22 protein-coding genes and 1 tRNA gene are annotated in these 24837 nt (G+C 60.3%); 8 read left to right on the top strand and 15 right to left on the bottom strand.

Annotated elements, in window-relative coordinates; all coding sequences use genetic code 11:
• Window positions 1-32: 32 nt before the first annotated feature.
• From ACP7E6_RS00800 to chvE, 5 genes are all read right to left on the bottom strand, one after another.
• Entirely contained in the window at window positions 33-1466 is a 1434-nt protein-coding gene (locus tag ACP7E6_RS00800; protein WP_426227026.1) for an aldehyde dehydrogenase family protein, read from the bottom strand.
• A 69-nt stretch (window positions 1467-1535) separates the two neighbouring features.
• Window positions 1536-2528 carry an AraD1 family protein gene (gene araD1 / locus ACP7E6_RS00795; RefSeq protein WP_426227024.1) on the bottom strand — a complete coding sequence of 331 codons (993 nt, stop codon included), beginning with the start codon at window positions 2526-2528 and terminating at the stop codon, window positions 1536-1538.
• Window positions 2529-2758: 230 nt separating this feature from the next.
• A complete protein-coding gene (mmsB, locus tag ACP7E6_RS00790; protein ID WP_426227022.1) occupies window positions 2759-3967 on the bottom strand; it encodes a multiple monosaccharide ABC transporter permease in 1209 nt (402 codons plus the stop codon).
• Window positions 3967-5502 (bottom strand): multiple monosaccharide ABC transporter ATP-binding protein, encoded by a 1536-nt coding sequence (gene mmsA / locus ACP7E6_RS00785; protein WP_426227020.1) that lies wholly within the window; start codon window positions 5500-5502, stop codon window positions 3967-3969. Before mmsA ends, mmsB begins: the two co-directional genes overlap by 1 nt.
• 119 nt (window positions 5503-5621) lie before the next feature.
• Window positions 5622-6689, bottom strand: a complete 1068-nt coding sequence (gene chvE, locus ACP7E6_RS00780) for a multiple monosaccharide ABC transporter substrate-binding protein (protein WP_426227018.1) — start codon at window positions 6687-6689, stop codon at window positions 5622-5624.
• 296 nt (window positions 6690-6985) lie between these two features.
• Here chvE and ACP7E6_RS00775 point away from each other — a divergent pair, with 296 nt between their 5' ends.
• Together ACP7E6_RS00775 and ACP7E6_RS00770 are read left to right on the top strand one after the other, a co-directional pair.
• A complete protein-coding gene (locus ACP7E6_RS00775) occupies window positions 6986-7963 on the top strand; it encodes a LysR family transcriptional regulator (protein ID WP_426227017.1) in 978 nt (325 codons plus the stop codon).
• A 54-nt stretch (window positions 7964-8017) separates the two neighbouring features.
• Window positions 8018-8485, top strand: a complete 468-nt coding sequence (locus tag ACP7E6_RS00770; RefSeq protein WP_426227015.1) for a hypothetical protein — start codon at window positions 8018-8020, stop codon at window positions 8483-8485.
• A 21-nt stretch (window positions 8486-8506) separates the two neighbouring features.
• On the opposite strand, the gene ACP7E6_RS00765 is transcribed toward ACP7E6_RS00770, so the two are convergent.
• Entirely contained in the window at window positions 8507-8734 is a 228-nt protein-coding gene (locus ACP7E6_RS00765) for a hypothetical protein (RefSeq protein WP_426227014.1), read from the bottom strand.
• 384 nt (window positions 8735-9118) lie between these two features.
• On the opposite strand from ACP7E6_RS00765, the gene iolG reads away from it, so the two are divergent.
• Window positions 9119-10114, top strand: a complete 996-nt coding sequence (gene iolG, locus ACP7E6_RS00760) for an inositol 2-dehydrogenase (RefSeq protein WP_426227012.1) — start codon at window positions 9119-9121, stop codon at window positions 10112-10114.
• Window positions 10115-10162: 48 nt separating this feature from the next.
• On the opposite strand, the gene ACP7E6_RS00755 is transcribed toward iolG, so the two are convergent.
• Window positions 10163-11398, bottom strand: coding sequence for an ROK family protein (locus ACP7E6_RS00755; protein ID WP_426227010.1), 1236 nt, complete (start codon window positions 11396-11398; stop codon window positions 10163-10165).
• Window positions 11399-11628: 230 nt separating this feature from the next.
• On the opposite strand from ACP7E6_RS00755, the gene xylF reads away from it, so the two are divergent.
• From xylF to ACP7E6_RS00740, 3 genes are all read left to right on the top strand, one after another.
• The gene (gene xylF, locus ACP7E6_RS00750; protein WP_318410288.1) at window positions 11629-12669 is read left to right on the top strand and encodes a D-xylose ABC transporter substrate-binding protein; all 1041 of its coding nucleotides are present in this window, start codon (window positions 11629-11631) and stop codon (window positions 12667-12669) included.
• Between the two features lie 220 nt (window positions 12670-12889).
• Window positions 12890-14203, top strand: a complete 1314-nt coding sequence (locus ACP7E6_RS00745; protein ID WP_426227007.1) for a sugar ABC transporter permease — start codon at window positions 12890-12892, stop codon at window positions 14201-14203.
• A gap of 13 nt (window positions 14204-14216) precedes the next feature.
• Window positions 14217-15002: an ATP-binding cassette domain-containing protein gene (locus ACP7E6_RS00740; protein WP_426227005.1), complete on the top strand. Its 786-nt coding sequence runs from the start codon at window positions 14217-14219 to the stop codon at window positions 15000-15002.
• A gap of 53 nt (window positions 15003-15055) precedes the next feature.
• Here the strand turns inward: ACP7E6_RS00740 and ACP7E6_RS00735 are convergent, their stop codons facing one another.
• Both ACP7E6_RS00735 and ACP7E6_RS00730 read right to left on the bottom strand, forming a co-directional pair.
• A complete protein-coding gene (locus ACP7E6_RS00735; protein ID WP_426227003.1) occupies window positions 15056-16606 on the bottom strand; it encodes a cryptochrome/photolyase family protein in 1551 nt (516 codons plus the stop codon).
• The gene (locus ACP7E6_RS00730) at window positions 16600-17295 is read right to left on the bottom strand and encodes an SDR family NAD(P)-dependent oxidoreductase (RefSeq protein WP_426227001.1); all 696 of its coding nucleotides are present in this window, start codon (window positions 17293-17295) and stop codon (window positions 16600-16602) included. Before ACP7E6_RS00730 ends, ACP7E6_RS00735 begins: the two co-directional genes overlap by 7 nt.
• Before the next feature lie 195 nt (window positions 17296-17490).
• Between ACP7E6_RS00730 and ACP7E6_RS00725 the strand changes: the two genes are divergently transcribed.
• Window positions 17491-17567, top strand: a tRNA-Arg gene (locus tag ACP7E6_RS00725).
• Window positions 17568-17595: 28 nt separating this feature from the next.
• Here the strand turns inward: ACP7E6_RS00725 and ACP7E6_RS00720 are convergent.
• Window positions 17596-19029 carry an FAD-binding oxidoreductase gene (locus tag ACP7E6_RS00720; protein ID WP_426227000.1) on the bottom strand — a complete coding sequence of 478 codons (1434 nt, stop codon included), beginning with the start codon at window positions 19027-19029 and terminating at the stop codon, window positions 17596-17598.
• A gap of 262 nt (window positions 19030-19291) precedes the next feature.
• Entirely contained in the window at window positions 19292-20221 is a 930-nt protein-coding gene (locus tag ACP7E6_RS00715) for a LysR family transcriptional regulator (RefSeq protein WP_426226998.1), read from the bottom strand.
• Window positions 20222-20324: 103 nt separating this feature from the next.
• Between ACP7E6_RS00715 and ACP7E6_RS00710 the strand changes: the two genes are divergently transcribed.
• Entirely contained in the window at window positions 20325-21221 is an 897-nt protein-coding gene (locus ACP7E6_RS00710; protein WP_426226996.1) for an MBL fold metallo-hydrolase, read from the top strand.
• A gap of 25 nt (window positions 21222-21246) precedes the next feature.
• Here ACP7E6_RS00710 and ACP7E6_RS00705 read toward each other — a convergent pair whose 3' ends face one another.
• From ACP7E6_RS00705 to ACP7E6_RS00690, 4 genes are read right to left on the bottom strand one after another with little or no spacing between them, the layout of a single operon-like run.
• Window positions 21247-22011, bottom strand: coding sequence for an ABC transporter ATP-binding protein (locus tag ACP7E6_RS00705; protein WP_426226994.1), 765 nt, complete (start codon window positions 22009-22011; stop codon window positions 21247-21249).
• On the bottom strand, window positions 22008-22841 hold the full coding sequence (locus ACP7E6_RS00700) for an ABC transporter ATP-binding protein (protein ID WP_426122184.1): 834 nt from the start codon (window positions 22839-22841) through the stop codon (window positions 22008-22010). The genes ACP7E6_RS00705 and ACP7E6_RS00700 overlap by 4 nt, the downstream gene beginning before the upstream one ends.
• Window positions 22838-23773, bottom strand: a complete 936-nt coding sequence (locus ACP7E6_RS00695) for an ABC transporter permease (RefSeq protein ID WP_426226992.1) — start codon at window positions 23771-23773, stop codon at window positions 22838-22840. The genes ACP7E6_RS00700 and ACP7E6_RS00695 overlap by 4 nt, the downstream gene beginning before the upstream one ends.
• Complete coding sequence (locus ACP7E6_RS00690) at window positions 23770-24837, bottom strand: ABC transporter permease (RefSeq protein ID WP_426226990.1); 1068 nt, start codon at window positions 24835-24837, stop codon at window positions 23770-23772. Before ACP7E6_RS00690 ends, ACP7E6_RS00695 begins: the two co-directional genes overlap by 4 nt.

The following is a 24837-nucleotide window of genomic DNA, read 5'->3' as shown; positions in this document are numbered from 1 at the left end:
CGGACCGGGTCTTGCCCAGTCCGGAAACGTCGTTAAGCCAGCGTGTAGGCGGTCTTCACAACAGTGAAGAACTCGGCCGCATACTTGCCCTGCTCGCGCGAGCCGAAAGACGAAGCCTTGCGGCCGCCGAACGGCACGTGGAAATCGACACCGGCGGTCGGCAGGTTGACCATCACCATGCCGGCTTCCGAGTTGCGCTTGAAATGGGTCGCATGCTTGAGGCTGGTCGTGGCGATACCGGCCGACAGGCCGAACGGCGTGTCGTTGGCAACGCTGAGCGCTTCCTCGTAATCCTTGACCCGGATGACGGAGGCGACAGGGCCAAAAATTTCTTCACGGCTGATGCGCATCTGGTTGGTCGCTTCGGTAAACAGCGTCGGCTGCAGGTAGAAGCCCGGATTGTCACGGGTGATGGTCTCGCCGCCGAAAGCGAGCTTGGCGCCCTCCTGCTTGCCGATGGCGATGTAATCGGTATCGGTGGCAAGCTGGCGCTCATCGACAACCGGTCCAATGTGCGTACCAGCCTTCAACGCATCATCGACCACCAGCGTTTTCAGCTTTTCGGTCAGTGCTGCGACGAACTTGTCGTGGATGCCTTCGGTGACGATCAGGCGCGACGATGCGGTGCAGCGCTGGCCGGTCGAGAAGAAGCCGGAGTTTGCAGCCGCCTCGACAGCAACGGTCAGGTCGGCATCATCCAGCACGACCATCGGGTTCTTGCCGCCCATTTCCAGCTGGAACTTGCGGTTATGCTCGATCGAGGCCGCAGCGACGCGCTTGCCTGTGCCGGTCGAGCCGGTAAAGGTGATGCCAGCGAGATCCGGGCTATCGAGCATGGCCTGGCCGACGACCGAGCCCTTGCCCATGACGAGGTTCAAGACGCCCTTCGGCAGGCCGGCGCGGTGCAGGATGTCGGCGATCGCCCACGAGCAACCCGGCACCAGTTCGGCCGGCTTGAAGACGATGGTGTTGCCGTAGCAGAGGGCCGGCGCAATCTTCCAGGCCGGGATGGCGATCGGAAAATTCCACGGCGTGATGATGCCGATGACGCCGATCGGCTCGCGGGTGATCTCGACGCCGATGTTCGGACGCACCGACGGCAGGACTTCACCAGCCAGACGCAGGGCCTCGCCAGCAAAGAAATCGAATATCTGGGCTGCGCGGATGGTTTCGCCGATCGCTTCCGGAAGCGTCTTGCCTTCTTCACGGGCAAGCAGGTTTCCAAGTTCGTCCTTGCGGGCAAGAATTTCGTCAGCGGTCTTCTTCAGGATCGCGTGACGCTCGAGAATGCCGGAACGCGACCAGGCCGGAAACGCGGCCTTTGCAGCAGCGATCGCGGTCTTGGCGTCGTCAGCGCTGGCGCTGGCATACAGGCCGACGATTTCCTTGGTGTTCGACGGATTGATGTTTTCAACGCCGTTGCTGCCGACCCATTCGCCGGCAATCAGGTTGTGATGGAGTGTCATGGGCTTAAAGCCTCCTTGGTTTCAGCGAGCGCCCCGAGAGCGGTACCCGCAGTCAAATATGTGAGCAGATCAGAGCTGGCCGATCGTGATCTCGTCTTCGCCGGCGATCGCCAGCGTGTTGCGCAGCGGCAGACCGAATTCGGACGCCTCGATTTCGAAGATGTCGCCCGCCTCGGTCTTGATGCCGTCGCCGAAGGACAGCGTTGCCGTCCCGAACATATGGACATGCACGTCGCCCGGCGCACGGAAAATTCCATACTTGAAGTGGTGATATTCGAGATTGGCGAAGGTATGAGACATGTTGGCTTCGCCCGACAAAAACGGCTTTTCCCAGAAGACTGCACCGTCACGGATGATCCGCGACGTACCGCGGATGTCGCTGGGCGCTTCGCCGACCCGGATTTCCGGACCGAAGCTTGCAGGTCGCAGCTTGGAATGGGCGAGATAGAGATAGTTGACGCGCTCGGTCACATGATCGGAAAATTCGTTGGCGACAGCAAATCCGATGCGGAACGGTGCGCCCTTGTCGGAGATAACATAAATGCCGGCCATTTCCGGCTCTTCGCCACCATCCTGCGCAAAAGAGGGCGAGACGAGGTCGCCGCCGGGGGCGACCGTCTGGCTGCCGTTACCCTTGTAGAACCATTCGGGCTGAACGCCCTTTTCGCCGGGCTTCGGCTTGCCGCCTTCAAGACCCATCTTGAACATCTTCATCGTGTCGGTGGCGCCCTCTTCCACCTTCGATACGGCCGCGTGCATCGCGTCGCGTGTCGATGCGGAGCCCAGATGCGTCAGGCCGGTTCCGGTCAGATGCAGATGCGCATTGTCCGGATGGGTGATCGGCGGCAGGAAGTTGCCCTTGGCGTGAACGTCCTGAAGATCGACTTCATCGCCCAGACCATGTGTCTCGACGACAGCCTTCAGGCTTTTGCCCGAATTGGCCGCTTCCATCGCCAGTGCGTAGACGCTTGCCGCGTTTTTGACCGCACGCGCGGTTTGCCCCGCTTCACGGACGGCGACCGTGATCGAGCCGTCTTTGTTCTTCACCTGGGAAATCAGCACAGCACTATCCTTTTCTCAATCCGGGCTGTGTTTTCGGCGTCAAGCGGCGGGCTTTCGGCAACAACACCCCGTTGGGAGACATGGCACATGCTCCCGTTGGTGGCGGCAAGGCCGCCGTTCTCGTTATGATGCGTGGGCCGGAGCATCGCGCCAAATGTCAGCGCAAGACACGCTCCGGCACCAATTTCACCCGCCGGACAAGCCCGGCGCGCGGGACGGACCGGACCGGGTCAGCCCTTGTTCTTGTTGTAGACGTCGAAGAACACGGCAGCCAGAAGCACGAGGCCCTTGACCAGCTGCTGGTAATCGATGCCGAGGCCCATGATCGACATGCCGTTGTTCATCACGCCCATGATCAGAGCGCCGATCACGGCGCCGGTGATCTTGCCGACGCCGCCGGATGCCGAGGCACCACCGATGAAGCAGGCCGCGATGACGTCGAGTTCGAAGCCGACGCCGGCCTTCGGCGTTGCCGAATTCAGGCGGGCCGCGATGATCATGCCGGCGAGAGCCGCGAGTACGCCCATGTTGACGAAGGTGTAGAAGGTCAGCCGCTCGGTGTTGATACCGGAGAGCTTTGCCGCCTTCTCGTTGCCGCCCATCGCATAGATGCGGCGGCCGATCGTCGAGCGCGTAGTGATGAACGTATAGAGTGCGATCAGCAGTCCCATCACGATCAGGACGTTTGGAAAGCCCTTGTAGGTCGAGAGCTGGAAGCCGAGGAAAATCGCGACGCCGGCAATGATCGCCATCTGGCCGGCAAAGAACGCAAAAGGTTCGTTTTCCGTGCCGTGCTTGTCATTGTTGCGGCGGTCGCGCACACCGTAATAGATGGCGAGCGCAACCAAAGCGACAATGACGACCAGTGAGAAGAAATTGGTGATCGTTTCCGGGAGTGGATTGAGGAGATACAGGAAGTCAGGGACGAAACCGGTCGACAGCGACTGGAAATCCTTCGGGAATGGGCCGATCGGCCGGTTCTGCAGGATGAGGTAGGTCAGTCCGCGGAAGACAAGCATGCCAGCCAGCGTCACGATGAAGGCCGGGATCTTCTGGTAGGCGACCCAATATCCCTGTGCCGCGCCGACGAGACCGCCGAGGATGAGGCAAACTGGCACTACGATGGAGTAGTGAATACCCCATTTCACCAGCATGATCGCCGACAGGCCGCCGGTAAAGGCAACAATCGATCCGACTGAGAGGTCGATATGACCTGCCACAATGATCAGAAGCATGCCCAGCGCCATGATGACGATGAACGAGTTCTGCAGGATCAGGTTGGTGATGTTAACGGGACGGAACAGCACGCCGCCGGTCATGAACTGGAAAAACAGCATGATGACAACGAGGGCGATGAGCAGGCCGTATTCGCGGATATTGCTTTTGAAGTAATCGCCAAGGGATGGTGTGGTTTTCTGAGCGCTTTTGTCGGCGGCCATTAGTGTTTCTCCCCGGAGCGCATGATGGCGCGCATGATGGATTCTTGACTTGCTTCCGCTTTCGAAAGCTCGGCGACGATGCGTCCCTCGTTCATGACGTAGACGCGGTCGCAGGTTCCGAGCAATTCGGGCATTTCCGACGAGATCATCAGAATGCCTTTCCCTTCGGCCGCAAGGTGGTTGATGATGGAGTAGATTTCATATTTCGCACCGACATCAATGCCGCGCGTCGGCTCGTCGAGGATCAGAACCTCGGGATTGGTGAACAGCCATTTCGACAGGACGACCTTCTGCTGGTTGCCGCCGGAAAGATTGACGGCCTCCTGATAGATTGAATGCGAACGGATACGCAGCTTGGTGCGGTAATCTGTGGCGACCTTGGCTTCCCGGTGCCCATCGATGACGCCGCCACTGGCCACGGCATTGAGGTTGGCCAGCGTCGTGTTGTGCATGATGTTGTTGTTGAGCACGAGACCCAGATGCTTGCGGTCCTCGGTGACATAAGCGAGACCGGCATCGATAGCGCGCGGAATGGTGCTGACATCGACCGGCTTGCCGTGCATCAGGACGTCGCCGGTGATCTTGTGCCCCCAGGACCTGCCGAAAATGCTCATCGCGGTTTCGGTGCGGCCTGCACCCATCAGGCCGGCAATACCGACGACTTCGCCGGCGCGAACGGTGAAATTGATATCGTGCAGAAACTGGCGGTCGCGATGGTGCTGGTGAAAGACGTTCCAGTTTTTCACTTCCAGCAGCGTCTCGCCGATCTTGGGTTCGCGCGCGGGGTAGCGGTCTTCCATATCGCGGCCGACCATGCCCTTGATGATCCGGTCTTCGCTGATGTCTTCGTTATGACAGTCGAGCGTCTCGACCGTTCCGCCGTCGCGGATGATGGTGATCTTGTCGGCGACCTTCTTGATCTCGTTCAGCTTGTGCGAAATGATGATCGAGGTCATGCCCTGCTTGCGAAACTCCATCAGGAGCTTCAACAGCGCGTCGGAATCGGTTTCGTTGAGCGATGCGGTCGGCTCGTCGAGGATCAACAGCCTGACCTTTTTCGACAGCGCCTTGGCGATTTCGACCAGTTGCTGCTTGCCGATGCCGATGTCGGTGATGCGCTCCGTCGGCGGTTCCCTAAGGCCCACCTTGTCGAGCAGTTCCTGGGTACGCGAAAACGTCTGCTTCCAGTCGATGACGCCGTTGGTGGCGAGTTCATTGCCGAGAAAGATGTTTTCGGCAATCGACAGAAGCGGGACGAGCGCCAGTTCCTGGTGAATGATGATGATGCCGAGATGCTCGCTGTCGGAGATCGTCGAGAAGTTGCGCACTTCGTTGTCGTAGTGGATCTCGCCGTCATAGGTTCCGGCGGGATAGACACCGCTCAGCACCTTCATCAGGGTCGATTTTCCCGCGCCGTTTTCGCCGACAAGTGCGTGAATTTCACCTTCGCGGACCTTGAGGTTGACATTGTCCAGGGCCTTTACGCCCGGAAACGTCTTGGTGATGCCCCGCATTTCGAGAATGATGTTGTCCATGTTCAGGTATTCCTGCGGCAGTCCGTGGATGATGAGGCCAGACACAGCGACAATACAAGTCTCTCATCAAGATAAAAGGGCCCGCAAGTGATCGCGGGCCCCGGATGGAAAAGGCGGGATCAGTTGTTGATCTGGTCTTCCGTGTAGTAACCGGCGCCGACCAGGACGTCCTTGACGTTGGTCTTGTCAACAGCGACCGGCTTCAGGAGGTAGGACGGGATAACCTTGACGCCGTTGTCGTAGGTCTTGGTGTCGTTGATTTCCGGCTCCTTACCGCCAATGATGGCGTCCGTCATGGAGACGGCAACCTTGGCAAGCTCGCGGGTATCCTTGAAGATCGAGGAATACTGTTCGCCAGCGAGGATCGACTTGACCGACGGCAGCTCGGCGTCCTGGCCGGTGACGATCGGCATCGGCATGTCGCCGGAACCGTAGCCAACGCCCTTCAGAGCCGAGATGATGCCGATGGAGAGACCATCGTAAGGCGACAGAACACCGTCAACCTTGGCATCGGTGTAGGTCGAGGACAGGAGGTTCTCCATGCGGGCCTGTGCAACAGCACCGTCCCAACGCAGCGTACCGACCTTTTCCATGCCTGTCTGGCCGGACTTGACGACGATCTTCTTGGCGTCGATTAGCGGCTGCAGAACCGACATTGCGCCATCGTAGAAGAAGAAGGCGTTGTTATCATCCGGCGAACCGCCGAACAGTTCAACATTCTTCGGCTCTGTCGCGGCGTCGAGCTTGAGGCCCTGTACGAGCGTCGTTGCCTGCAGAACGCCGACCTGGAAGTTGTCGAACGTTGCGTAATAGTCGACATTGCCGGAATCGCGGATCAGACGGTCGTAAGCGATGACCTTGACGCCAGCTTCGTGAGCCTTTGCCAGGATGTCGGAGAGCGTCGTGCCGTCGATGGCGCCGATGATCAGAACCTTGGCACCCTTGGTGACCATGTTCTCGATCTGGGCCAGCTGGTTCGGGATGTCGTCGTCGGCAAACTGCAGGTCCGCCGTGTAGCCGGCTTCCTTGAACAGCTTTTCCATGGTCTCGCCGTCGGAAATCCAGCGGGTCGAGGTCTTGGTCGGCATCGAGATACCAACGGTGCCCTTGTCCTGGGCGATCGCCGGAACGACGAACGACGCCACGCTGAGCGCTGCGGCGGCGAGAAGCGAAGTAACTAATCTCATGTATCTCTCCCTGAGTGTTGATCCAGGCGGCGATCGGCCGGCCTCGATATGTGCAGCGCTTCGCGCGGCCAGGAGATCCAAAAATCTCTTGGCGGAGGTTTAAGGGGTGAAAGAAAGCCCTCCCAGGCCTTACACGCTCCCGAGCACGCTGGCGCACATGGCTGCAAACTGGAATCAAACGTCATAACTGTCAAATACAATATAGGTGTATCCTTATAACAATATGGGTATACTAAGCTGTAACAGTGTGATTTTTCGCATGTGCGAAGGCATTTTTCTCGGAAGGTGGGTAAAATATGGACGATCCGGCGCCACTCTCGTCCACAGCTTTGGATTATTCCGAACGCGGAATTTTTCGCTTAGGCTTAAAAATGAGTCATTTGCAGCTGATTCTGGCCATCGAAGAGCATGGCCAGATCAGTGCGGCCGCCGATTCCCTCAACATTTCGCAGCCAGCCGCTTCCCGCATGCTGGGTGAGATCGAGACCATTCTGAAGGCGCCGCTGTGTGCCCGCGTCGCCCGGGGTGTCGAGTTGACGCAATATGGCCGGGCATTGGCGCGCCGCGCCCGCACGATCTTCCTGGAACTGCGGGAAACGACACGCGAAATCAACGAGCTGAAGACAGGAAGCGGCGGCTCGGTCTCGCTGGGTTCCGTCACGGGCCCGGCCCTCAATCTTGCCGTTCCCGCCATAAGGCAGGTTTCGACCGCCTATCCCGGCATCGAAATCAACATCCAGATCGAAAACAGCAACGTGCTCGTGCGCGAACTGCTGGCAGCCCGCCACGACTTCGTCATCGGCCGGATACCGGACGACATGGATCCGCGGCAGTTCAATCTGATCGAGCTTGGCGAGGAAGATGTCTGCCTGATCGTCCGCACAGGTCATCCTCTGCTCGACAAGGACATCGTCAGCTCAGCCGATCTGCCCGGTTACGACTGGGTGTTCCAGCCATCCGGAACGCTGTTGCGGCGTGCGGTCGAGGACAGCTTTCTGTCGGCCGGTACGCCCCTGCCCGCAACCATCATCAACACGTCGTCGACGATCCTCACGGTTTCCATCGTCCGCCACACCAATGCCGTGGCGCCCGTCGCCCGCGACGTCGCCACGCTGATTGCCGGAAGCGGCAGCCAGGCGGGCGAAATCCGCGTTCTTCCGACGGATTTTAACATCAAGATCCGTCCCTACAGCCTGATCACCGCACGCGGCCGCGCCCTGCCGCCAAGCGCCAAGCTCCTCTACGACCTGATCCTGAAGCAGAGCAACGCCTGATCAGGTCCGCAAAACCCTGGCATGCTCTAAAGCCGGCGAAACGGGGCGAAACACATGTTCGGAATGTCGGTATTCCAGTCGGTTCTGGAGCGGCTGAAGGCAGAGGAAGACGGGGAAGGCGCATCTGCGGAAGAGCAGGTGGCGCACGCCAGTATCCGCGGGCTCAACGGCGGTTTCGTCGGCAATCTTGCTGCATCCGGCATTGCCGACAGCGGCGCGGTTCAGCGCGCCTATTTCGACACGGCCAGCGACGAGATGCTTGCCCCCGCCAAACCAGTGCCCAAGCCCGTCATGCCGGGGCACCTTGCCCGTATCCTTCCCGAGCAGATCGCCGCCGATCTGGCGCTGACGGAGATCGAAACCCTGCAGACACTGACCGGCAAACGCCGCCGCTTTGCCGCCGAAAACCATCCGGACCGCCATGACCCAGACTACCGCGCCAATGCCACGTTGCGCATGAAGATCGCCAACATGCTGATCGACGAGGCGCAGCGGCGGCTACGCCTGATGCAGCGGCGGTGACAATCTAAGCAGGCCGGCAGGTCAGGCGGGATCGTCGGTCTTTATCTCTTCGGCAACCTCGATCTTCGGCTTGAAGAAGATGATCAGCACACAGGCCGTATAGGCAGACACCGCAAGGAAGATCATCCCCCAGGTCTCTGCTCCATTCCAGAATTCAACGGCAGTCCACGCAGAACACAGCGCTACGATCAGAAGCCGAACCCAAAGCGGCCTGTAGAACGGATGATCCGGATCGATGAGCTTTATCATGCAAACTGTCCTTGGGGATTTTCCCGGCCATGCGGGCCTCGCATCAAAGGTCACAGCTTTATGGCCAAAATGACATTTGCCGCAAGGGGCCGGACGGTTTAACAGCTTGACGGCGCGACCTCAAATAGAATAAATATTCTGAAAATTGTGTTTGTTATGTTTTTATTCCGATTTTCGAATGTGCCGGAGGAGATAGACGGTACGCTGATCGGCATAAGGCAGAAACAGGAGAGAGATTGCGTCTGCCCGCAACACGCGCCGGCAGACGCCCGAAACCATCTTGAGTACATCATCGCGGACCTGTCTTCCGCAACGCCTGTCCGGAGTGAGCGTCATCACCCCGTCCCTTCGCGGCGCTTTGCCGCTCGTCAAAAAGAGATGAACATGACCGTCAGATTTGGTCTTCTTGGTGCCGGCCGTATCGGCAAGGTCCACGCAAAAGCCGTCAGCGCCAACCCCGATGCCATCCTCGTCGCCGTTGCCGACGCCTTTCCAGAGGCTGCCGACTCGATTGCCAAGCAGTACGGCTGCGCGGTGCGCACGATCGAAGAGATCGAAAAGTCGGCGGATATCGACGCCGTCGTCATCTGCACCCCGACCGACACCCATGCCGACCTGATCGAGCGTTTCGCCCGCGCCGGCAAGGCGATCTTCTGCGAAAAGCCGATCGATCTCGATGTCGGCCGCGTGCGCGAATGCATGAAGGTCGTCGAGGAGACCAAGGGCAAGCTGATGGTCGGCTTCAACCGCCGCTTCGATCCGCATTTCATGGCTGTGCGCAAGGCGATCGACGACGGCAAGATCGGCGATGTCGAAATGGTGACGATCATTTCGCGCGATCCAGGCGCCCCGCCGGTGGACTATATCAAGCGTTCCGGCGGCATTTTCCGCGACATGACCATCCATGATTTCGATATGGCCCGCTTCCTGCTCGGTGAAGAGCCCGTCATCGTCACGGCTCATGCCGCTGTTCTGGTCGATCCGGACATCGGCAAGGCCGGCGATTATGACAGCGTCTCGGTGATCCTGGAGACCGCATCCGGCAAACAGGCGATCATCTCCAACTCGCGCCGCGCCACCTATGGCTACGACCAGCGCATCGAAGTGCACGGCTCAAAGGGCGTCGTCTCTGCCGAAAACCAGCGCGCCGTCTCGATCGAGATCGCCAATGGCGATGGTTATACCCGCCCGCCGCTGCATGATTTCTTCATGACCCGCTACACCGAAGCCTATGCCAACGAAATCGCCGGTTTCATTTCGGCGATCGAAAAGGGCACGAAGATCACGCCCTCCGGCGCCGATGGCCTTGCAGCGCTGGCCCTCGCCGATGCGGCTGTGAAGTCGGTGACGGAAAAACGTCAGATCCGCATCGACGCCTGATCGTCGTGTTGAACGCCGAAAGGCCGGGTTCTCCCGGCCTTTCTCATATCAAACCTGATCGACTACCGGCGGAACCGGCCGGAAGGCAGCGATATCATGATCCATATCGGTCAAAGCCCGATCCAGATGACCCTCAAAAACCAGCCGCTGCTCATCGAAGATTACCGAAATCTCCGGCTTGCCCTGTAGACGGACCTCATGCGATTGCTCGAGCCCCTCATCGATACCGCGCTGCAAAAGATCAAAATAACGCGTTCCCGGTCCGGTGATGAAGATCGGCATGCGATCGTAAAGGCTGAGCAGCCGGGAGAGGCCGTTGCCGAGCGCAATACCCGCCTGCCTGAAAGCATAACCCGCCATGCGATTCCCCTGGCGGGCGCTTGCGGCGATCTTGTCCATTTCCGCCAGCGGCACGAATTTGGCCGGGATCGTATCGGGCGGCACCTCGAACGCCGTGCGCAAAATGCCGTAAAACCCCGCCGATGCCTCGATACAGCCGAAGGAGCCGCATCGGCACAGACAGCCATTGGCAGCATGCAGCATATGGCCGAAGTTGGGAGCCGTCACCTCGAGTTCGCCGAACCGGTCCTTGCGGGCAACGCCCAGCCCGATGCTGTGGCCGAGCGACAAGGCGGCAAGCGCGCGAAAAGAACCAGCTTCGCTCACATCCGCCTTCATACCCAGCGCCTGTGCGACCAGCAGGGTCTCGTTGTTCAAGGTGACCTTGGCACGCCAGTCCGGCTGCAGCAGCGCAACGAAATCGATCTGCTCCCCGCCAAAGACAGGCGACCACAACAGCCGCTTGCCATCCGCATCGACAGTACCCTTGCTGGAAATCGACACGGCAAGGATTTGCGTCTTCTCCATCTGCGACCGGTGAATGAGGCGGACCAACGCATCCAGGAACCCCTCGGCGAATGGCTGCGTTCCAACGACCTTGTGATTGCGCGGCTCCTCGAAACGGTCGATCAACCGTCCGGAATAATCGACCAGCGAATACTGCACGATATCCGACGAGATCCGCACGGCGATCAGAAAGCCGCTGTCGCGCCGCTGCGCAAACAGCACGCGCGGCCGTCCGCGTCCCGAAGGCGCCTGCTGTTCCGCCTTCTCGATCACCCCTGCCCGTTCCAGTTCTGCAGTGATCGCCGAAACCGTCGCGGATGCCAGCCCGGTATGTTCCGATATGTCGGTATGAGAGAGCGGCCCCAGGCGCCGCAACGTCGCAAGCACGAGCGCGCTGTTTTGCTGACGCACCAGTTCGGTGCTCGATTTGCTCAGCATTGCGCATCCCTGTTATTCACGAATTCCACAAACACATGCTCCTCCCAAAGCATCTGCCCGATGTCAAACCGCCTTGCCCAAAGCATTGTTGACAGCCCCTGAAAACTCTGACATCTATTTTCTCGACTGTCGAGAAAAAACTCTTTTGAGTTTGCGGCAGGCAAATTTGCTGACCGGGGGCCGTGCGGGAGGTTCGCGCGGACGGTCAGCGGCCACTCTGGGAGGACTTCATGAAATCAGTTTTGACACTGATGGCAGGCGCTGCCATCATCGTATCCCTGCACACCGCAGCCATGGCCAAGGATCTGGTCGTCGGCGTTTCCTGGTCGAACTTCCAGGAAGAGCGCTGGAAGACCGACGAAGCCGCCATCAAGGCAGCGCTCGAAGCATCCGGCGACAAGTACATCTCCGCTGACGCCCAGGCATCGGCTGCAAAGCAGCTGACCGACATCGAATCCCTGATCGCACAGGGCGCCAACGCCATCATCGTTCTGGCGCAGGATTCGGAAGCCATCGGCCCGGCCATCGAAAAGGCCGCCGCTGAAGGTATTCCGGTCGTCGGTTACGACCGCCTGATCGAAAATCCGGCCGCTTACTACATCACCTTCGACAACAAGGAAGTCGGCCGCATGCAGGCTGCCGAAGTGTTCAAGGTCAAGCCGGAAGGCAACTACGTCTTCATCAAGGGCGCATCGACAGACCCGAATGCAGACTTCCTGTTCTCCGGCCAGATGGAAGTGCTCAAGGCCGCCATGGACGCAGGCAAGATCAAGAATGTCGGCGAAGCCTATACGGACGGCTGGAAGCCGGAAGCTGCCCAGAAGAACATGGAGCAGTTCCTAACCGCCAACGACAACAAGGTCGATGGCGTCGTCTCCTCGAACGACGGCATGGCCGGCGGCGTTGTCGCAGCACTCGAAGCCCAGGGCCTCGCAGGCTCGGTTCCGGTTTCGGGCCAGGACGGCGACAAGGCAGCCTTGAACCGCGTCGCGCTCGGTACCCAGACGGTATCCGTCTGGAAGGATAGCCGCGAACTTGGCAAGAAGGCCGGCGAAATCGCCGTAGCTCTTGCTGGCGGCGCCGCCATGGATGCGATCCCAGGCACGGTCAAGTTTGCCGGCGGTCCGAAGGGCGTCGAAATGCAGTCGTTCTTCATCGCGCCGCAGCCGATCACCAAGGATAATCTCAACGTCGTCATCGACGCCGGTTGGATTTCCAAGGAAGAAACCTGCCAGGGCGTGAAGGCCGGAACCGTTGCAGTCTGCAACTGATCCGATCCTGACCATGGGCAGATAAAGTCCCGTCACGAGCGCCGCAGCGACCACGTTGCGGCGCTTCTCCGATGTGCGGTACTTTACTGCATAATTCCTTAAATCGGGATCGATTTAAGGAAAAATTATGCAGCAAATTTAAAGCGTTACAGCGACCTTTGCGCGTCATTCATGACGCGCGGCGCTGTAAAGACAAGAATAAAGGGGGAGTAATCCGGAAATGGCAAACACCACCATTGCCACGCCTTCCAGCAGCGTGCGCCAGACACAGGGAACAGCCTTGCAGCGTTTCCTGCAGGCGACCGAGATCGATACCCGACTTCTCGGGATGATCGCAGCCCTGCTGTGTATCTGGCTCGGCTTTCAATATTTCACCGGCGGGCTTTTCCTGACGCCACGCAACCTGTGGAACCTCACGGTCCAGGCTGCATCGGTCTCGGTCATGGCAACAGGCATGGTGCTGGTGATCGTCACCCGCAATATCGACCTCTCTGTCGGCTCGATCCTCGGCTTCGTCGGCATGATCATGGCGATTACGCAGGCGAAAATCCTGCCGCCGCTGATCGGTTTCGACAATCCGGCCACCTGGATCATCGCGCTGACGGTCGGCATCGTGCTTGGAACCGCCATCGGCGCATTTCAGGGCGTCATCATCGCCTTTCTCAATGTCCCCGCCTTCATCGTCACGCTCGGCGGCCTGCTGATCTGGCGCGCGGCGGCCTTCCTGGTCATCAGCGGCGCAACGGTCGCCCCGATGGATACCACATTCCGCCTGATGGGCGGTGGCGCAGAGGGATCGATCGGTGCCACGGCAAGCTGGGTCGTCGGCATCATCGCCTGCCTGATCATCGTCGCCTCGATCATCAATTCTCGCAAGCAGCGCAAGCGCTTCGGCTTTCCGCTGCGTCCGATGTGGGCTGAATATTTCCTCTCGCTGGTTGGTTGCGTCACGGTGATGATCGCCGTCTGGGTGCTCAACAGCTATTACATGCCGGTCAACCTCGCCAAGAAATATGCCGAGGCTCACAATATCCCCTGGCCGGAAGGTGGCCTGCAGATCCCGCTCGGCATCGCCATTCCAGTGCTGATGGCCGTTGGCATCGCCATCGCCATGAGCTTCCTCACCACCCGCACGCGCTTCGGCCGTTATGTCTTTGCGATCGGCGGCAACCCGGAAGCAGCAGAGCTTGCCGGCATCAAGACCCGCTGGGTGACGGTGCGCATCTTCGCGCTGATGGGCGCGCTCTGTGCCATCGCCGCGGCCATCTCGACCGCCCGCCTGAACGCCGCCACCAATGCGCAAGGCACGCTCGACGAACTCTACACGATCGCCGCCGCGGTCATCGGCGGCACCTCGCTTGCCGGCGGCATGGGCACGATCTCCGGCGCGGTTCTCGGTGCGATCGTCATGCAGTCGCTGCAGTCGGGCATGGTGCTGTTGCGCATCGACACGCCGCTGCAAAGCATCGTCATCGGCATCGTGCTGGTCATGGCCGTCTGGCTGGATACCGTTTATCGCGGCCGAGCCAAGTAAGAGGAGTACGACAATGACGGAACAACGCACTCCGCTGGTGGAAATGAAGAACATTTCCATCTCCTTCGGCGGCATCCACGCCGTCGACAATGCCTCGGTCGATCTTTATCCGGGCGAAGTCGTCGCATTGCTTGGCCATAACGGCGCCGGCAAGTCGACGCTGATCAAGATCTTGTCCGGCGCCTACAAGCGCGACGCCGGTGAAATCCTGATCAACGGCGAACCGGTCCAGATCAGTAACCCGCGCGACGCCAAGGGTTACGGCATCGAGACGATCTACCAGACGCTCGCCGTCGCCGACAATGTCGATGCCGCCGCCAACCTCTATCTCGGCCGCGAACTGCGCACCCCCTGGGGCACGCTCGACGACGTGGCGATGGAAGCCAAGGCCCGCGAAGTCATGGGGCGGCTCAACCCCAACTTCCGCCGCTTCAAGGAGCCGGTAAAAGCGCTTTCGGGCGGCCAGCGCCAGTCGGTCGCCATCGCCCGTGCGATCCTGTTTGACGCTCGCATCCTGATCATGGACGAGCCGACGGCAGCGCTCGGCCCGCAGGAAACGGCGCAGGTCGGCGAACTGATCAAGCAGCTGAAGCGCGAGGGCATCGGCATCTTCCTGATCAGCCACGACATCCATGACGTCTTCGATCTCGCCGACCGCGTCTCGGTAATGAAGAACGGCCAGGTCGTCGGCCATGCCCGCACCGAGGACGTCACCAAGGACGAGGTTCTGGGCATGATCATCCTCGGCAAGGTCCCGCCCAAGGCCATCCCCGGCCCCGGTGCGATGCAGACGGCGTAGCACCAATCCGTGCCATTTCGGGGAGGACACCCTCCTCCCCGAACACCAACAGCTCAATACGTCCGGACAGCGCCATCCAGCTTTGCCAGAAACGCGGCAGCACTTTGCCGGTAAGCGTTCTTCTGCACCTCGGTCATTTTGCCCCAAGTGGCATAGACCGGACCGAGCCTCTGGTTACGCTTCAGCTTCTCCACGTTGCGATCGAGAAAATCCCAATACAGCGCGTTGAACGGGCACGCCCCCTCGCCGGTCTTCTTTTTCACGTCGTAGCGGCACGTGCCGCAGTAGTCCGACATTCGATGGATATAGTTGCCACCTGCGGCATAGGGTTTGGAGCCAAGAAACCCGCCATCGGCAAACTGGCTCATACCGATGACGTTGGGTAGCTCAACCCATTCATAGGCATCGGCATAGACTTCGAGATACCATTCATGGACGGCTTGCGGCCGGACGCCGGCAAGCAGTGCGAAATTTCCGGTGATCATCAGCCGCTGGATATGATGGGCATAGGCATTGTCGCGGGTCTCGGAGACGACGGTGTGCACACAGTTCATGTCCGTCTCGCCCGTCCAGTAGAAGTCCGGCAACGCCCGTTCGGCCTTAAGAAAATTGACGTCCCGATAGTCCGGCATCTTCAGCCAGTAGACGCCGCGAATATATTCGCGCCACCCGATGATCTGGCGGATGAACCCTTCGGCGGAATTGAGCGGGACATCGCCGGAGAGATAGGCGGCCTCGACGCGTTTGCAGGCATCGAGCGGATCAAGCAATCCGGCATTGATATAGAAGGACAACAGCGAATGGCTGAGGAACGGATCGGATGACAGCATCGCATCCTGCTGTTCGCCGAAGGTCGGCAGTTGATGCGTGACAAAACTGTCCAACAGGATTTTCGCATCGGCCGCAGTCACCGCGAAATCGAAATTTGTCAGCGAACCGAAATGGGCCTTGAAGCGGCGGCCGACGAGATCGATGACCTCTCTGGTGATGGCGTCCGGGACCACGCCTTGCCGTTTGGGCGCAAACAGGTCGGGCGATGCGGGCTTGCGGTTCTCCGCATCGAAATTCCAGCGCCCACCCTCCGGCTCCTCTCCGCGCATCAAAAGGCCGGTCTTGCGGCGCATGTCACGGTAGAAATATTCCATTCGCAACTGCGCGCGATTTTTGGCCCAGGCCACAAACTCGCTGCGCGAACAGACAAACCGCTTGTCCGGCAGGATGTCCACCGGACAGTGCAACGTCTCCGCCCAGGCCGCCATCATCTGAAGAACCCGCCATTCGCCGGGCTCGGTAATCCGCACCGCCTCCGGGTCAAAACGCTTGATTGCACGCTCAAGTTCACCGCTGAAGGAACCGGCGTTATCAGGTGCATCCAGCACGGTATAGTCGACAGTGAACCCACGCTGACGCAGTTCATCTGCAAAATGGCGCATTGCCGAGAAGATGAAGGCAATCTTTTTCGGGTGATGGCGCACATAGGTCGCCTCCTCCATCACCTCGCACATCAGCACGACATCAAGAGCCGGATCGGCCTGATCAAGGCTGCTGATGGCGGCCGAAAGCTGATCACCAAGAATGAAAACCAGATGGCGAACCTTCACCATTCTATGGCCTGACCGTCATAGGCGAAAAATCCGCCCGTGGAAGGAACCTGCAGGCTATCGAGAACGGCGATCAATTGCCGTGCCGCTTCTTCCGGCGCAGTCGCCTCGCCATGGTGAAAAGGCGCGGTGAGCAAGGTTGCGACGGTACCCGGATGCAGGGCGGCGACGACGGCATGCGGATGGGTCCGGGCGATCTCGATCGACGCCGTCTTGACGATCTGATTGAGCGCCGCCTTGGCAGCCCTGTAGGATATCCAACCGCCAAGCCGGTTGTCGCCAATCGAGCCGACGCGTGCAGACAGCGTTGCAAAAACGGCGCGACGGCCACGCGGCATCAGAGGCGTAAAATGCTTGAGGATCAGCGCCGGCCCGATCGCGTTGACCGCAAACTGCCGTGCCATCACCGCCGGGTCGATCGCCCGCAGGCTTTTTTCCGGGCCGATGCCGTCGATCTGAAGCGCGCCCGTGGCATCGAACACCAGATCCATATCGCCATGAGCGTCTCTGACCGCTGTGGCCGCATGCTGGATCGTCGCTTCGTCGCCAAGATCGAAACCGGTCTCCTTTCGCGACAGGCGAACGAGCACAGCGCAGTTCGGGCTCGCTTCCAACTGATCTGCAAGCGCACGGCCAATGCCGCCGCTGGCACCGATGATGGTTGCCTTATAGGCCTGTCGCAGAGAATCCATTCCGCCTTCCTCGCGCTCCTTAGTCCCTGCGTCTCGACGCAAACACAGGGCTCTTTACGCAAGCAAGGACGGGGCGGATCGATACCGGAGGCCTCTTCGCAAAATTCGAAGCGCGATGCGCATTGGCCATTGATGCGCCGTCTTTCCTAGGCTATGAACCGGGCTCAGCCTGCTTCGACGCCTTGCGTCGCGGATGCACCCGTAGCTCAGCTGGATAGAGTACTGCCCTCCGAAGGCAGGGGTCACTGGTTCGAATCCAGTCGGGTGCACCATTTCTTGTTCGCGGCGAAATCCCTCGACCTAACCCACCTCACCTCCCGGCTTCACATTCTGGTTCATGCGGAACAGATTGTCCGGGTCGTAACGCCGCTTGATCTCACCGAGCCGCGGATAGTTGCCGGCATAGGCCGCCTCGACGCGATCACCCTCGTCTTCGGGCATGAAATTGATATAGGCAGTTCCGACAGAATACGGCTTTGCTGCTTCGAAGAGTTGGCGCGCCCAGCCAATGCAAGCCGCGTCCATCGCCGGTTCACGCCAGCGGGCGTGAACATTCATGACGAAATGTGAGTTTCGCCGCGGGAAGGCGGTGGCATCGGTTGCGATGCGGCCGGCAGCGCCACCGACATGGGCGATAAAGATTTCGCATTCCGGTCCCGGCAGCCTGCGGACGGCATCCAACAGAATTGTGATCGTTGCATCGGACAACTCCATGAAATCGTGGCTTTTCCAGTAATTTCTGGCGCCGGGCGTCAGCAACGGATCGAATGCCTGCTGCCAGCCGGCAAAGGGACTGGGACCGACGACGTCGGCGATCGGCGTGCCGATCGCGCGCAACCGGGCCGTTGCCGTTTCGGCCGATGCTGCATCACCGCAATAACACATCGCCAGAACCAGCACTTCCTTGCCGTGCCACGCCTCGGGCAAAAATGGCAGCGGCGGCGCCTGCCGCATGACGGCCCAGCACGTCAGCTCGTCCGGCGCGGTTTCAAGTGCCTGGCGATATTGTTCGAGCACGGTTTTCGCATCCGCGAACGGATGGACGACGAGACCGGCGGTAACCTGCGGGCCAAGTTCGTGCAGCTTGAATTCGAACGCCGTGACGATACCGAAATTGCCGCCACCGCCCCGTAGCGCCCAGAACAGATCGCTGTTTTCCGTCGCACTTGCACGCACCAGATTGCCGTCCGCAGTCACCACATCGGCGGAGACGAGACTGTCGATGGTCAGGCCGAACTTGCGCGTGATCCAGCCGAAACCACCACCCAGCGTCAGTCCGGCAATGCCCGTCGTGGAATTGATCCCGGTCGGCACCGCAAGTCCGAAGGACTGGGTTTCGCTATCGACATCAGCCAGCGTTGCTCCAGGCTCAACCCAGGCACGCTTTGCCGCAGCATCAACCCGCACGGACGTCATCGGCGACAGATCGATCATCAGGCCACCGTCACAGACCGCATTGCCGGCAATGTTGTGCCCGCCGCCGCGCACCGCGACCAGCAACCGGTTGTCGCGGGCAAAGCGCACGGCTCGAACAACGTCGCCAGCGCCGGCACATCGCACGATCAGCGCCGGTTTTCGGTCGATCATGCTGTTCCAGATGGCGCGCACTTCGTCATAGGACGCGTCGCCGGCATCCAGCACATCTCCGCGCTGCTGCCACGCGAAGGCTTCAATGGCCGCCGCGCTTACGATCGTCTTTCCTGCCTGCAGATTCATGAGGCTCATATCGTTCATGAGACACCCCTCCAAGGTGAACCATGCCCCAGCCTCCGTATTTTGCACTTTTCTAATGAACGACGCAAGGCGGGGTCAGACTGCACGCATCAGGCCGCCGCTGCCTGTCCGGAATAGGCGCCGGATGCACCCGTAGTTCAGTTGGTTGGAGTGCGGCCGTCCGAAGGCAGAGGTCACTGGTTCATCCAGCCGGGGCCAATTTTTGCCATTACAGCGGGAAACAACCGGTGTTCACGGCCCGTCTGGTTTGCAATCTGTCGGGTCACGTCCCAGGAAGGATAGCGTTTTGCCGTTTCCGCTTGCGTTCGGCCGAAACCAGCAGGTCGAGGAACGTCCTGACCTTCGCCGGACGAAACCGGGCGGGTGGTAACACGGCATAAATCCCGCCTTGCGGCAACGTCCATTCCGGAAAAAGCCTTACGATCTTTCCAGACCGGATGTCGGCATCGACCAGGTAATCGGGAAAGATGGAAATCCCGGCGCCTGCCAGCATGCAGGCGTAGGCCGCCGGCGTCTTGTCCGTGGTCATCACCGGCCTTGTTTCGACTGTAACGGCTTCTGCCTGGTCGCTGGAAAACGTCCAGCGCAGCGGGTTCTTCAGGGCTCCATTCGCGATCCATGGCAGGTCGGCGGATGTGGCCGGAACAGCACCGTTGGGGACACGGGCGGCAACCGGCGGCGCTGCAACGACAATCTGCTCGAACGTGCCCAGCCGGCGCGCCTGATGACTGGAATCTGCCAGCCAACCGACCCGGATGGCCAGATCGATCCGGTCGGCAATCATATCGCTGACACTGTCGTCGAAGACCACATCGACGCGCATCTGCCTATGAACCGACATATAGGCAGCGATCGTGGGCGCCACGACTGCGGCTCCATAGTCGAGCGGAGCCGTCAGTGTCAGCGTTCCGGACGGCTCTGCGTTGCGAAGCGATATTTCGCCGTAGGCGGATTCCGCTTGCCGCAAAATGAGGACGCAACGGTCGTAGAACATATTGCCGTCGTCCGTCGCATGAACGCGGCGCGTCGTGCGCATCAACAGCGTTACACCCAGCTCCTCTTCCAGCCGGGCGATCTGGTGACTGACGACCGCCTTGGCAACACCGAGACGGTCTGCAGCAGCCGTAAAAGAGCCGGCCTCAATGACGGACGTAAAGAAGACCAACCGGTTGAGATTGAGAAGATCGCTCATGTTTGTCTCATCTGATCATACAGTTTGTACGATTGACCGATATTTATTGCACATACAAGATTTGAGATAAGGAATTCAGCACTTCAATGTCAGGAGACACACGATGATCACGCGCCGCGAAACCTTCAAACTCGCCGCTGCCGTTGGCTTAGCGACAACCCTGCCCGTGGCCTTCGCGCGCGCCGCCGGCGGCCCCCTTTCCTGGACGTTCTTTCAGGCGAGCGAGGCCGGCTTTCGCCGCACGCCGGTGCTTTTGACCGGTGAAAAGGATGCGATCCTCATCGACGGCGGCTTCACCCTTTCCGATGGCAAAGCCGTCGCTGATGCCATCAAGGCCACCCATAAGCGCCTGACAACGATTTACATAAGCTGTAACGACCCCGACTACTATTTCGGCCTGCGTCCGATCGCCGATGCATTTCCGGATGCAAAAGTCATTGCAAAACCGGTCACTGTCGAAGCGATCAAGGCCAATGTCGAAGCCAAGCTGGGCGTCTGGGGACCGCAGCTCAAGGGCAACGGTCCGCAGACGCTGGCAGACGTGGTGATTCCGGAAGCGTCGGATGCGACATCGCTCGACCTCGAAGGCAATGCGATCGAGATTGTTGAAGTTTCGACAATGCATGACCGCCGCTATCTCTGGGTTGCGTCCCTCGGAGCGGTCTTCGGTGGCGTTCTCGTTTCTTCCGGCATTCATGTATGGGTTGCCGACGAAGGTACACCTGAGAAACGCGCCGCCTGGATCAAGGCTCTTGATGACCTGATCGCCCGCAAACCGAAGATCGTCATTCCCGGCCACCAGCTCGAAGGCGCGCCGCAGGGCGTTGATGCGATCACGTTCACACGCGACTATCTCGTTGCCTTCGATAGAGAAGCAGCCAGTGCAAAGGATAGCGCAGCACTGATCAGGGCCATGACAAAGCTCTACCCGAACCTTGCTGACACCGCGTCGCTGGAGCTCGGCGCAAAAGTTGCAAAGGGCGAAATGAAGTGGGGCTGAAGCAGCGCCACTGGCCTTGGCGGCGCTACGGCGCCAAGGCCGCGTCCCGCACGAACCCTTTGCTCGCGACCATCAGGTTCTTGGTGTAATCCTCCTTGAGGCGGCCCGCGACCAGATCGGCGGATGACAGCCGCTCGACGACCTTGCCGTTCTTCATCACCGCCAGCCGCTCGCACATATGGGTGACGACGCCGAGGTCGTGGCTGACCATGATATAGGTCAGCTTGCGGTCGCGGCGCACCTGTTCCAAGAGGTTGAGGACTTCGGCCTGAACCGAGGCATCGAGAGCCGAGGTCGGCTCGTCGAGCAGCATGATCTGCGGCTCGATGATCAACGCCCGCGCAATGGCAATACGCTGGCGCTGTCCGCCGGAGAGCTGATGCGAATAGCGGAAGCGGAATGAAGAGCCGAGCCCGACTTCGTCAAGCGCCCGCAGGATGCGCCGTTCGGCATCCTGGACGCCATGGACAGCGAGCGGTTCCTGCAGCAGCCGGTCGACAGTCTGGCGCGGATGCAGCGACCCGTAGGGATCCTGAAACACCATCTGGACCTGGCGATAGAATGCCTTGTCGCGGTATTTGACATCCAGGGGCTTCCCGTCGAGCACGATCTTGCCACCGGTGACGGGCGACAGCCCGGCTATGGCGCGCAACAGCGTTGATTTTCCAGACCCGGATTCACCGACGAGACCGAAAGACTCCCCCGGCGCGACATCGATGCTGACATTGTCGAGCGCCAGGAAATCGTCATAGGCGACAGTCAGGTTTTCAGCAGAGACGATTGCAGTCATAGCGCCCACTCCGGCTGGCGGTCGAGCACGGGCAGCGGATGCCGGTTGGTGCCGAGCGTCGGCATGCAGTTGAGCAGGCCTTGGGTATAGGGATGTTTGGCATTGCCGAGATCCGACGCTGCCAGTTCCTCGACGATCTTGCCGGCATACATGACGATGACGCGATCGCAGAAGGACGAGACCAGCCGCAGGTCGTGCGAGATGAAGATCAGGCCCATGCCACGGTCGGCAACCAGCTTGTCGAGAATGCCGAGCACTTCGAGCTGCACCGTGACGTCGAGCGCCGATGTCGGCTCGTCGGCGACCAGCAATTCCGGACCGGCAATCAGCATCATGGCGATCATCGCCCGCTGGCCCATACCGCCGGAGACCTCGTGTGGATGTAGATCGAAAACACGGCCGGCATCGCGGATCTGCACAGCTTCGAGCATGGCAATGGCGCGGTCACGCGCCTCGCGCTTGCTGACATTTTCATGCGTGCGTAGCGTCTCGACGATCTGGCGGCCGATGCTCATCACCGGATTGAGGGAATATTTCGGGTCCTGCAGGATCATGGCGATACGGCTGCCGCGCAAGGATCGCCTGACCTTGGCCGGCGCCGTCAACAGGTCGATGCCGTCGAAATTCAATGTCTTCGCCGAAATCTTCGCATGCGCCGGCGTCAGGCCCATGATCGCCCTGCCCGTCTGCGATTTCCCCGAGCCGCTTTCGCCGACAATGCCGAGCCGTTCGCGGCCAAGCGTGAAGGAGACGCCGCGCACCGCCTCGATCAGGCCGGTGCGGGTGGGAAACGAGACCCGGAGATCGTCGACCGTCAGCATCGTGCTCATTGGCCGCTCTCCTTCGGATCGAGCGCATCGCGCAGGCCGTCACCCAGAAGATTGAAGCCGAGGCTGACGATCAGGATGGCGATGCCGGGCATGGTGGCAACCCACCACTGGTCGAGGATGAAGCGGCGGCCGGATGCGATCATTGCGCCCCATTCCGGCAGCGGCGGCTGTGCGCCGAGGCCGAGAAAGCCAAGACCGGCGGCCGTCAGAATGATACCGGCCATATCGAGCGTCACACGCACGATCAGCGACGACATGCACATCGGCATGACATGCCGCAGCACGATGCGGAACGGCGAAGCCCCCATCAGCCGCACGGCAGCGATGTAATCGGAATTGCGCACGCTCAGCGTTTCGGCACGGGCGATACGGGCATAGGGCGGCCAGGAGGTGATGGCGATGGCGATGATCGCGTTCTGGATGCCCGGCCCCATGGCGGCAACGAAGGCGAGCGCCAGCACCAGCTTCGGGAATGCGAGGAAGATATCGGTGATCCGCATCAGCACCGCATCGACCCAGCCGCCGGCATAGCCGGAGACGGCGCCGACCAGAAGGCCGATGGGGGCTGCTATGATCGCCACGAGCACGATGACCAAAAGTGTCAGCCGCGATCCATGCAGCAGGCGCGAGAGAATGTCCCTGCCCTGATCATCGGTGCCGAGCAGATAGCCCGGACTGCCGGGCGGCAAAAGACGCGCGCCGCCGAGATTGCCGATGACGGGCGAATGCGGTGCGAGCACATCGGCAAAGATCGCAATCAGGATCAGCAGCAGGATGATGCAGAGACCGGCAACGGCCAGCTTGTTGGCTGAAAACCGCTGCCAGGTCATGTAGGCACGGCCAAGACGGGCCTGCAGGCGCGATTGCGGCCTGTCGGACATCAGCCATTGGCGGCGGGTCATGGGAGTGGTTTGAAGGGTGGACTGGCTCATCGCGCGCGCGTCCTCGGGTCAAGCGTCCGGTAGAGAAGATCGGACAGGATATTGATGGCGATGAAGACGGAACCGATCACGATGGTGCCGCCCAGAACCGCGTTCATGTCGGCGTTCTGCAGCGAATTGGTGATGTAGAGCCCAAGCCCAGGCCACGCGAACACCGTCTCCGTCAAGACAGAGCCTTCGAGAAGCCCGGCATAGGAGAGCGCAATCACCGTCACCAGCGGCACGGCGGCATTGCGAAGCGCGTGCCCCCAGATGATGCGGGTTTCCGACAGACCCTTGGCGCGCGCCGCGACGATATATTCCTGGCTGAGCTCGTTGAGCATGAAGCTGCGTGTCATGCGGCTGATATAGGCGAGCGAGAAATATCCGAGCAGGCCAGCCGGCAGGATGATGTGGCGGAACACGTCGCGAAACACATCCCACTGTCCCTGCCAGAGCGAGTCCAGCAGATAAAGGCCGGTGATCGGGGTGAAACTGTATTCGTAGACGATATCGATGCGGCCCGGATAGGCGACCCAGCGCAGCTTGGCATAGAAGAACAGAAGCGACAGCAAAGCCAGCCAGAAGATCGGCACGGAATAGCCGACGAGCCCGACGACGCGGACGATCTGGTCGGCGATCGAGCCGCGCTTGACGGCAGCGAGCACGCCGAGCGGCACGCCGATCAGGCTGCCGATGATGGTGCCCAGCGTTGCAAGCTCAAGCGTGGCGGGAAAGACGCGGCGGATATCGGCCATAACCGGATTGGTCGTCAGCACCGAGGTGCCGAAATTGCCGGTCAGCGCATCGCGCACATAGATAAAGAACTGCTCATAAAGCGGCTTGTTGAAGCCCATCAGCTCACGGGTTCGCTCGACGACATGCGCCGGCGCCCGGTCGCCGAGAACGGCGAGCACGGGATCGATCGGGATGACGCGGCCGATGAAGAATGTCACAGCCAGAAGACCGAGATAGGTCGTGACGATGATGACCAGGAAGCGCAGGATGCTCTTGGCCCAACCGTAGGCACGGGCGCGTGAGCGCCCGGCCTTTGGTACTGTTTCGGGAATGCTCAC

Origin of the sequence: Pararhizobium sp. DWP3-4, assembly GCF_049898205.1 — a bacterium.
Classification (GTDB): Bacteria; Pseudomonadota; Alphaproteobacteria; order Rhizobiales; family Rhizobiaceae; genus Pararhizobium.
The sequence above is the reverse complement of the archived record's forward strand: the minus strand, read 5'-3'. Positions and strand labels throughout refer to the sequence as shown.

What these genes read in the sequence shown, in the direction of transcription:
- ACP7E6_RS00720 (WP_426227000.1), bottom strand. Translation starts at nt 19,029, where the DNA reads ATGAACGATATGAGCCTCATGAATCTGCAGGCAGGAAAGACGATCGTA.
- ACP7E6_RS00705 (WP_426226994.1), bottom strand. Translation starts at nt 22,011, where the DNA reads ATGACTGCAATCGTCTCTGCTGAAAACCTGACTGTCGCCTATGACGAT.
- ACP7E6_RS00735 (WP_426227003.1), bottom strand. Translation starts at nt 16,606, where the DNA reads ATGGTGAAGGTTCGCCATCTGGTTTTCATTCTTGGTGATCAGCTTTCG.
- ACP7E6_RS00775 (WP_426227017.1), top strand. Translation starts at nt 6,986, where the DNA reads ATGGACGATCCGGCGCCACTCTCGTCCACAGCTTTGGATTATTCCGAA.
- mmsB (WP_426227022.1), bottom strand. Translation starts at nt 3,967, where the DNA reads ATGGCCGCCGACAAAAGCGCTCAGAAAACCACACCATCCCTTGGCGAT.
- ACP7E6_RS00755 (WP_426227010.1), bottom strand. Translation starts at nt 11,398, where the DNA reads ATGCTGAGCAAATCGAGCACCGAACTGGTGCGTCAGCAAAACAGCGCG.
- ACP7E6_RS00765 (WP_426227014.1), bottom strand. Translation starts at nt 8,734, where the DNA reads ATGATAAAGCTCATCGATCCGGATCATCCGTTCTACAGGCCGCTTTGG.
- ACP7E6_RS00695 (WP_426226992.1), bottom strand. Translation starts at nt 23,773, where the DNA reads ATGAGCCAGTCCACCCTTCAAACCACTCCCATGACCCGCCGCCAATGG.
- ACP7E6_RS00715 (WP_426226998.1), bottom strand. Translation starts at nt 20,221, where the DNA reads ATGAGCGATCTTCTCAATCTCAACCGGTTGGTCTTCTTTACGTCCGTC.
- ACP7E6_RS00745 (WP_426227007.1), top strand. Translation starts at nt 12,890, where the DNA reads ATGGCAAACACCACCATTGCCACGCCTTCCAGCAGCGTGCGCCAGACA.
- ACP7E6_RS00770 (WP_426227015.1), top strand. Translation starts at nt 8,018, where the DNA reads ATGTTCGGAATGTCGGTATTCCAGTCGGTTCTGGAGCGGCTGAAGGCA.
- ACP7E6_RS00730 (WP_426227001.1), bottom strand. Translation starts at nt 17,295, where the DNA reads ATGGATTCTCTGCGACAGGCCTATAAGGCAACCATCATCGGTGCCAGC.
- chvE (WP_426227018.1), bottom strand. Translation starts at nt 6,689, where the DNA reads ATGAGATTAGTTACTTCGCTTCTCGCCGCCGCAGCGCTCAGCGTGGCG.
- xylF (WP_318410288.1), top strand. Translation starts at nt 11,629, where the DNA reads ATGAAATCAGTTTTGACACTGATGGCAGGCGCTGCCATCATCGTATCC.
- ACP7E6_RS00740 (WP_426227005.1), top strand. Translation starts at nt 14,217, where the DNA reads ATGACGGAACAACGCACTCCGCTGGTGGAAATGAAGAACATTTCCATC.
- mmsA (WP_426227020.1), bottom strand. Translation starts at nt 5,502, where the DNA reads ATGGACAACATCATTCTCGAAATGCGGGGCATCACCAAGACGTTTCCG.
- ACP7E6_RS00800 (WP_426227026.1), bottom strand. Translation starts at nt 1,466, where the DNA reads ATGACACTCCATCACAACCTGATTGCCGGCGAATGGGTCGGCAGCAAC.
- iolG (WP_426227012.1), top strand. Translation starts at nt 9,119, where the DNA reads ATGACCGTCAGATTTGGTCTTCTTGGTGCCGGCCGTATCGGCAAGGTC.
- ACP7E6_RS00700 (WP_426122184.1), bottom strand. Translation starts at nt 22,841, where the DNA reads ATGAGCACGATGCTGACGGTCGACGATCTCCGGGTCTCGTTTCCCACC.
- ACP7E6_RS00710 (WP_426226996.1), top strand. Translation starts at nt 20,325, where the DNA reads ATGATCACGCGCCGCGAAACCTTCAAACTCGCCGCTGCCGTTGGCTTA.